Genomic DNA, 8,402 nt, shown 5'->3' with positions numbered 1-8,402 from the left:
AACAAAAAGCGACTAGTTGGTTGACTAGTCGCTTTTGAGTTATTGGTTTTTATTTCTAGTTGATATTGTGGGGACGTGCTCAGTTGGATGGTTCTTTCTTGGCAACATAGCGGAAACGCGCTCCACAAAGCAAAGACTTGCACATAAGGCACTATGATACAAAATCCAAAATCAGGATTTTATATCATAGTGCCTTATGCTCCAGTCTTTAAACGCTTTGTTCCACGCTCTAATGCACAATCGCATTCAAAATCAGCACACAACACAAACCGACAACAGACAATACCGTTTCCAGGACGGTCCAAATCTTCAACGTTTGCTTCACAGTTAAGTCGAAGTATTCTTGGAACATCCAGAAGCCAGCATCGTTCACGTGTGATGCGGCAACTGAACCGGCACCGATGGCGAGTACCATCATGGCTGGGTCAGCGTGAGTGGCTAACATCAATGGTGTCACCAACCCGGCAGCGGTCATACTTGCGACGGCTGCTGAACCCAGCGCAATACGCAGGATAACGGCGATGATCCAACCGAGGATCAGTGGTGAGATGTTGACGTTTGAGACCAAGTGTTGAATGGCGGTACCAACACCACCGTTGATCAGTACTTGTTTGAAGGCAGCACCACCACAGATGATCATCAGTAACATCACGATTGATTTCAGTGAATCACCGACGATTTTGTTGATGTCTGCCATGCTCCGATGTTGATGCAGACCCATTGACCAAATGGCAAAGAGGAGGGAGATCAACATCGCGACTTCAGGACTACCGATCATGGCCATATACGCTTTGAGACCATGACCACCAGTTATTGAAGTTGTTTTTGTCGCAATTTCAAAGATGGAAGTTGCGGCCATAAAAATGGCTGGGAACAATGAGGTTAAGAGTGAAATTCCAAACCCTGGTGTATCTTCCAAATTGAATTGTTTAACTTCACCAAAGGCTGGCAAAGATTTTTTAATGACAAACGTTTCAGGTGCGTAACGGGCGGCAAGTTTTTGGAACAGTGGACCAGCAACGATAACCGTTGGAATGGCCACGATGATCCCATAAACAAGCACTTGACCAACGTTGGCGTTCAAGGCACCGGCAACGGCAGTAGGTGCTGGTTGTGGTGGCAAGAAGGCCTGGGTCGTCGACAGTGCGGCAACCATTGGTAGCCCGAGATATAGAAATGGTACTTCAGCTTCAAGGGCGATGGCGAAAACAAGTGGGGTCAAGAGGACCAGACCAACTTCGAAGAACATCGACATCCCGAGAATGAAGGAAGCAACCACAACAGCGAGTTGTAATCGTTTCTTACCAAAGACTCGAATCAATGTTTGTGCAATTCGGTAGGAACCACCAGATTCTGATACCAAACGGCCGATAATTGCACCAAACCCAAAGACAATGGACAGCTCACCCATTGAACTACCGATCCCGGTAGTAATCGTGTCCGCAACTTTTGCGGGGCTCATGCCTAAGCCCAACGCAACGAGGACAGCGGTTAAAATCAATGAAATGAAGGTGTTCAATTTAACGCGGATAATTAGGAATAGCAGCAAGGCAATCCCCAGAATTAAGACAACAAATTGCAAAACGTCTCCTCATTTCTCTTTCTTTCTTTTTTTCCAAGCTCTCTCTTTGTGACACTTTAAAAAATAGAACAGCACAAGAATTGTAATTAAATATGGTAAGCTATTCAAGCAAAATTGTAAAAAAGTTTTCAAATAAAGTTAAATAATTGAGAAAAATTTTCATGAAAACGTTTCCTTTAAGAATAATTCTCACTATAGCGCTTACATGACTTTTTGAAAGCGAATTAATAATAGATTGTCTTAATAAATGTTGGGTTAGTTTTCTTGAAAAACATATCAATTCCCTTTTAAATAGTGAAAGAAATCTTGAAAATAACTGCGAGTTTCTCCCATAATATAGTGAATAGATGATGTAACGATAACTTTATCAACACCCTAGTTGAGGCGGGTGGTTATTTGACTCGTTCTCGGTGTGCAGATTTCCGTTGTATTTATCAATAAACCGACATCTGTTCAATAATTCAAGGTAAAGTGATTAAGTTTCACTAAAGCTGACACGATTTCGTAAGCGTTTTACATACCCTAACCACAGGAGTTTGATACAATTAATGTGTTGTTATTCAACACTAGTATGTGATTAATTGGAGGGTATTTTTTATGGCAAACACAAAGACAAAGGCACAATTGAACCAATACATCGCTGATTTAACGCAGTTACAAACTAATTTGCAACAGACCACTGGTACATGCGGGGCCCACAGTTCTTTAAATTGCACCCACTGATGGATGATTACGCGGATGAATTAGCTGAACAGTTAGACGAAATTGCTGAACGACTGATTGCTATTGGCGGTGATCCCATTTCAACTACTCACGAATTTATCGCAACGACTAAGTTGCCAGATGACCCGATCAAGTGGAACCAATTCACACAACCAGAATTGCTCCAACGTCTGGATAACCAGTACAAGTATCTGAGTGCTGAATACGAAAAGGGCATTGAATTAACCGATACGGATGAAGAAAAAGACTTCGTGACCCAGGATATCCTGATTGCGTTTAAGACCGCAGTTGATAAGGATATTTGGATGATTTCCGCTTATCTGGGGAAGGGGCCTTTGGAAGACTAGAGAGTGTGGAAGCAGGCGGTTAGAGGGCGGAGCCTAAGTAACTTTCGGCATAAAATCCCGGTTTTGGATTTTGTGCCGGAAGTTGCTTAGGCAGGAGCCTCTACCTGCTGGAACACGTTTAGTCTCGAGGACAGTAGAACACCACAAAAAACACGTTGTTGCCAACATTGGCAACAACGTGTTTTAATTTCCATCCAATCAATTCAAATCACGAGTCAACTTCGACCCATAAACGATCTTCTGCACATGCTCGGCAATCTTAGCAATCCGAGGAAACCCAGAAAAACCGCTCTGACCATGACCATGTGTCATCACAACGAGAATGTACTGTTCACCATTAGGTAACGTCACGATACCAGCATCATTATTGGTATCATCAATGAACCCAACCTTATCCGTAACTGTCGTGCCGGCTTTTGCTTCCTTAACACCAGCCGGAATTCCAGTGCGGTAAACCTGTTTGCCCATGAGCGACAGCAACCACTTGCGCTCTGCTTTATTTTGGAACGGACCGGTGCCGTCGTGAAGATCACGCAGGGCACTGGTGAGACTAAGCGCAGTTGTTTCAGCATCTTGATTGGCCACGAAAACGGGGTTGTACCAGCCCTGTTTTTGCAGGTAGGCATCAACATTGGTCATACCCCAAGCTTCAAGGTGATCGTCAGCAAAGTCATTCATGCTGTTCACGATCATTTGCTCAAAGCTGGCTTGGGATGTGGCATCGAACGTAAAGGCATTTTCGTGAATCATATGGAACGTGTAAGCCGCAATGAAAATTTTATACGTGCTGGCAGCCACTTCAGCGGTATGCCCACGTGCGGAGGTTGCGAATTCGCCGCGCTTATAAAACTGACGCATTACTTTGGATTTTGCAGCACTGCTTCCAGATTTAGCGCCCAAATCATAGAAGCTTACCGTCGCTGTACCATCTGCCGTGACCTTTTTAAGGTAAGCCGTCAATTTTTTTTGAACGGTTTTTTCGCGTTTGAATCAGCTGTGACGTGTCAGGTTGGCCATTAGCGTGCTGAGCATCGCTCTGATGCGCAACAATAACGTGATGAACAAAGAATAGAACGCCAAAAATAAGTGCAATTGCAACGTAGAAGCTAGGCTTAGGCCGGGGTAATTGAGACGACCGGCTATGCTTGGGCTTGTGCATCGGCGAGACCCTCTTGCTTTATAGAGTAGATTATGGATTCATTATAGACGTATTTAAGGTTGTTTGGGTAGCAAAATTACTGACATTTTTTGAACTGAGAAGACATAACTTATCGATAGAACATCCTAATGTATGACGAAAATCATAAATGGAATGAATTGTTTCACAGCAATGTTGCGGATATTAAAGTGCGAAACGTCTATTTTTAATATTTTTCGAAATGTATATTATGCAAGGCTAATTATTACTAAAATGGCATTTCTTTTACTGTAATCACTAACTATTGCGCAATAGCAACCAATTGTGAGGAGATCCTTTGAAAAACGGATGTTCAATATCGAACATTAATATACAAAATAAAGTAAAAATTGATTGTTTTATACAGTTGGCTATAAAATACATAAATACCGTTTCTGTCGGTTTAATTCGATTTTGTTCCACAATTTTCCTAATCTTTATCTAAATAGTCAATAAATAAATTCTAAAACCTTATTCAAACATTATTTTTAATTTGTTACTGTAAGAGAGTTGAAAGCGATTGCGAGATTGTTGATCAACGGGTGATGTAGTAGGGGTATTACTTCACCACTAGGAGGAACGTACGTCTTTATTTTGAGGGAGGAACCAATAATGGGAAAAGGCTCAAAGAATTTATCGAAGCACAATCGTCAGTTAGCAACTATGAACGAGAATGAGATGTTGCATTACCGGATGTACAAGAGCGGAAAGACGTGGCTCTTTGCAAGTATCGCGACAGTGTCGTTAGGACTCGTCTTCATCGGCGCCCCTAATGCACATGCAGATACGACGCCAGCCACCGTCACGACCACAAGTACAGCCACGCAATCAACTGGCGAAACAGGTACTACAGCAACTACTACGGATACAACGACGACCTCGACCGAAGCCACAGCAACTGGTGACAACGATGGGGTTCTCGTTGATCCGACTCAGGAAGAAACTCAGCAAGCGAAAGCGGACGCGGTTGCTAACGGTAGTAATCAAGTGGCTGCAGTGGCCGCCGATACGACTGTTGCGGATGACCAAGCAGAAGTGACCAAGTCGACTACGGCTATTGATGCCTCACAGACGGTTGCCGCGGACCCTGCGCTAGAAAATGGGGATACTGCTGGTGATCAAACCGGGGATAGTGGGACAACTACTGATCCGAACACGTCAAATGCTGTGTTTAAGAATTCGTTTGGACCCACTGCTGGCACTGCTGACAATAGTGGCACGGCTGGGTTAGGCGAAGTGGATGACGATGATAATCTACCAGCAGTGACTCAAGCCAACGCAGATACTGATCGAGAAGCTGGTGAATACGGCACGATTCCGGTGACGGAGGAATCTAATGATAACTTGGATGAAGATATCGTTGTTGACAAACAATCTACCTCCACTACCGCTTTAGATGATATCAATGATCAGGGGGCAGTTAGTACAGATGCAGAAAATCTTCAGCAGCGTGGTACCGTCATTTACGCCAATGGTCAGAACAAAGAAATTTCAATTTCAACCGGTGGGAGTAATGAACATGGGACAACAATTAGTTTGCCTCAAAACATTGCTGATACTGCAACGGTCGGCACCTTTACGGTCATTACCCAAAATCCTGTTGGGCTGACCATTCAAGATGTAGCTACACATGAAGAGTTTCAAATTACTGACCCTGAGATTGCTGCCCAGTACAAAGTTGGGGATACGATTACAGGCCAAGCCGTAGTTGATACAAACTTCAATGGTTCTGGAATGGAACTTGTTACGACGCCTGTCACCACTTTTATTAATGGGATTAGTGATTTGTTTGAAGGGCCGGTGCTACGGCGTTAGAGGCACTTAAAACAGCTGTTAGTGCTGCCGGGCTTATCCCCCTGGCACCCACTGATGCAATTAACGCCTATACTCAAGGCATTGATGAAGAAGTTGCGGAAATTGAATCCATGATCGATTCTGGTCAAAATCTGATGCAAAATGGGGTGACCCAAACGACATTGGAAGACGCCATTTCTGATAATAATGGCAACTACGAGATTATGAGCAGTGATGGTGTTGCAACGTCCATTACTAACATGGTGGACTCGTACATTCAGGGCTGGACAGCTGGAATTTCGAACGGTATTTTATCCGCTGTTGGTGCTAAAGACAACGATGATGGCACGAATGCCTTAGATGATTTGGGCCTCGCGGGTTCGGCAATTAAGCTTGCTGCTCAAACCTTTGCAACCGCAATTACAACACCAATTGATGCGCTAAGTTCTGCCGCTACAAGTGGTATTGGTGATGCAATTACCCAGGCTATTGATGGTGGTGTCGGTGTTTCTCAAACAGTTGCTTTACCAATCGAATACACCGACCCAGATTTGTCAGAGAATACGCCAGGCGCATTTACTGGTGAAACAATTAAAACGTCAACTAAGCTATACAATGTTTCAACAGCATCCAACACAACGCTTGTTTACCAAAACGTGGATAAAACACAGTTAGAGGATGCAATTGCTAATGCTGCTTCCAGTGATCCTAATTTAGCAGCTGCCCAAGAAGTTCAAGCAGATCCAAATGCCTCACAACAAGATGTGGACAAGGCATACCTGGCACTTGACCCTCAAGGACAACTGAACGTTACCATTACAAATGGGACGGAAGTGGTTGGGCACATTGCTGCTACGCCAATTACTGGAACTACTGGTCAAACGGCTCAGGAAGCTTTGGACGCCAACACTGACAAAGCATTTACAACGGATGTTGATGGCTTAACTGTTACGTTGACCTCTGGCGACTTCGATTACTCGGATGCGACCACTGATGCTGATGGCAATTCCGTTACAACATACACATTGAATACAGAAGGGCAAGCAAAAGTTAAGTCCGCAGTGACAGCATTGGGCAGCAATTATGCAGTTACAGGGTTAGACGCTGTTGCTAGCACGATTACAATTTCAGCTGATACAACAACGCCAACTGACACTGATACGGATACGCCAGAAATTACTGACCCATCGATTACTGGTAATTCGACCGATGGGTACGATTTCACTGGTACCACCGATCCAAATACACCAGTGACGCTGACAGATCCAGATGGTAAAGACCTTGGCACCGGCAACTCAGATGGCGAAGGAAACATTGATATCCCGATTACTGGAACAGTGAAACCAGGGGAAGAAGTAACTGCCACGCCAGAGGATGGGACACCAACAACGGCAAAAGTTCCAGACGACCAGACGACACCAACTGACACTGATACAGATACGGATAAACCAGAAATCAATGACCCATCGATTATTGGTAATTCGACCGATGGGTACGATTTCACTGGTACCACCGATCCAAATACACCAGTGACGCTGACAGATCCAGAGGGTAATGACCTTGGCACTGGCAACTCAGATGACGATGGGAACATTGACATCCCGATTACTGGCACAGTAACACCGGGAGAGGAAGTCACAGCCACGCCAGAGGATGGGACACCAACAACGGCAAAAGTTCCCGACGACCCGACGACACCAACTGACACTGATACAGATACGGATAAACCAGAAATTACCGACCCATCGATTACTGGTAATTCGACGGATGGCTACGATTTCACCGGCACCACCGATCCAAATACACCAGTGACGCTGACAGATCCAGATGGTAAAGACCTTGGCACCGGCAACTCAGATGGCAATGGAAACATTGATATCCCGATTACCGGAACCGTGACACCAGGGGAAGAAGTAACTGCCACGCCAGAAGATGGGACGTCAACGACAGCGATTGTTCCTGACGACCCAACGACACCAACTGACACTGATACAGATACGGATAAACCAGAAATCAATGACCCATCGATTACTGGTAATTCGACGGATGGGTACGATTTCACCGGCACCACCGATCCCAATACGCCAGTGACACTGACTGATCCGAATGGCAATGATCTCGGGTCTGGCAACTCAGATGGCAAAGGAAACATTGATATCCCGATTACTGGAACCGTGACACCAGGGGAAGAAGTAACTGCCACGCCAGAGGATGGGACACCAACTACGGCGGAGGTTCCAGACGACCTGACGACACCAACTGATACCGATACTGACACGCCAGAGATTACTGATGCCGGAATTACCGGTAATTCAACAGACGGGTACTCAGTAACTGGCAAATCAGCACCAAACACCCCAATTACTGTTAAGGGGCAAGATGGCGTTCCAGTTGCAACCGGGGCAACCGATGGCAGCGGCACCTTTACGATTCCGGTCGATCCAAAGGACGTTGACCCAGGCGAAGCGATTACGGTAACGCCAGAGGGTGGTGATCCAGTTGATCTGACTGTGCCAACGGATGCCACTATTACTGGCGATTCAACAGATGGGTACACAATTACAGGTAAATCAGCCCCGAACACACCAATTACGGTTAAGAATCAGAATGGTGACCCTATCGCAACCGGGACAAGCGATGGTACTGGTACCTTTACGATTCCAGTAGATCCAAAAGACGTTGACCCAGGTGACCCAATTACCGTAACGCCAGAGGGCGGTGATCCGGTTGATTTGAAAGTGCCAACGGATACGGATGTCCCTGTGATTACTGAGGTTGG

4 protein-coding genes and 1 pseudogene are annotated in these 8,402 nt (G+C 45.2%); 3 read left to right on the top strand and 2 right to left on the bottom strand.

All coding sequences use genetic code 11. The features are described 5' to 3' along the window. Positions 1 to 229 precede the first annotated feature (229 nt). Positions 230 to 1,582: a gluconate:H+ symporter gene (locus JCM11969_RS15395; RefSeq protein WP_054712590.1), complete on the bottom strand. Its 1,353-nt coding sequence runs from the start codon at positions 1,580 to 1,582 to the stop codon at positions 230 to 232. Between the two features lie 597 nt (positions 1,583 to 2,179). Between JCM11969_RS15395 and JCM11969_RS15390 the strand changes: the two are divergent. Next, positions 2,180 to 2,652 (top strand): annotated as a pseudogene (locus JCM11969_RS15390) (Dps family protein). A gap of 198 nt (positions 2,653 to 2,850) precedes the next feature. Here JCM11969_RS15390 and JCM11969_RS15385 read toward each other — a convergent pair. Beyond that, on the bottom strand, positions 2,851 to 3,510 hold the full coding sequence (locus tag JCM11969_RS15385) for a serine hydrolase (protein ID WP_054712587.1): 660 nt from the start codon (positions 3,508 to 3,510) through the stop codon (positions 2,851 to 2,853). A 931-nt stretch (positions 3,511 to 4,441) separates the two neighbouring features. Here JCM11969_RS15385 and JCM11969_RS15375 point away from each other — a divergent pair. Further along, complete coding sequence (locus tag JCM11969_RS15375; protein ID WP_054712581.1) at positions 4,442 to 5,644, top strand: KxYKxGKxW signal peptide domain-containing protein; 1,203 nt, start codon at positions 4,442 to 4,444, stop codon at positions 5,642 to 5,644. Between the two features lie 110 nt (positions 5,645 to 5,754). Next, the coding region (locus JCM11969_RS15370) for a beta strand repeat-containing protein (RefSeq protein ID WP_054712578.1) at positions 5,755 to 8,402 on the top strand (2,648 nt) is incomplete at its 3' end.

The organism is Secundilactobacillus paracollinoides DSM 15502 = JCM 11969 (assembly GCF_001311135.1).
Classification (GTDB): Bacteria; Bacillota; Bacilli; order Lactobacillales; family Lactobacillaceae; genus Secundilactobacillus; species Secundilactobacillus paracollinoides.
The sequence above is the reverse complement of the archived record's forward strand: the minus strand, read 5'-3'. Positions and strand labels throughout refer to the sequence as shown.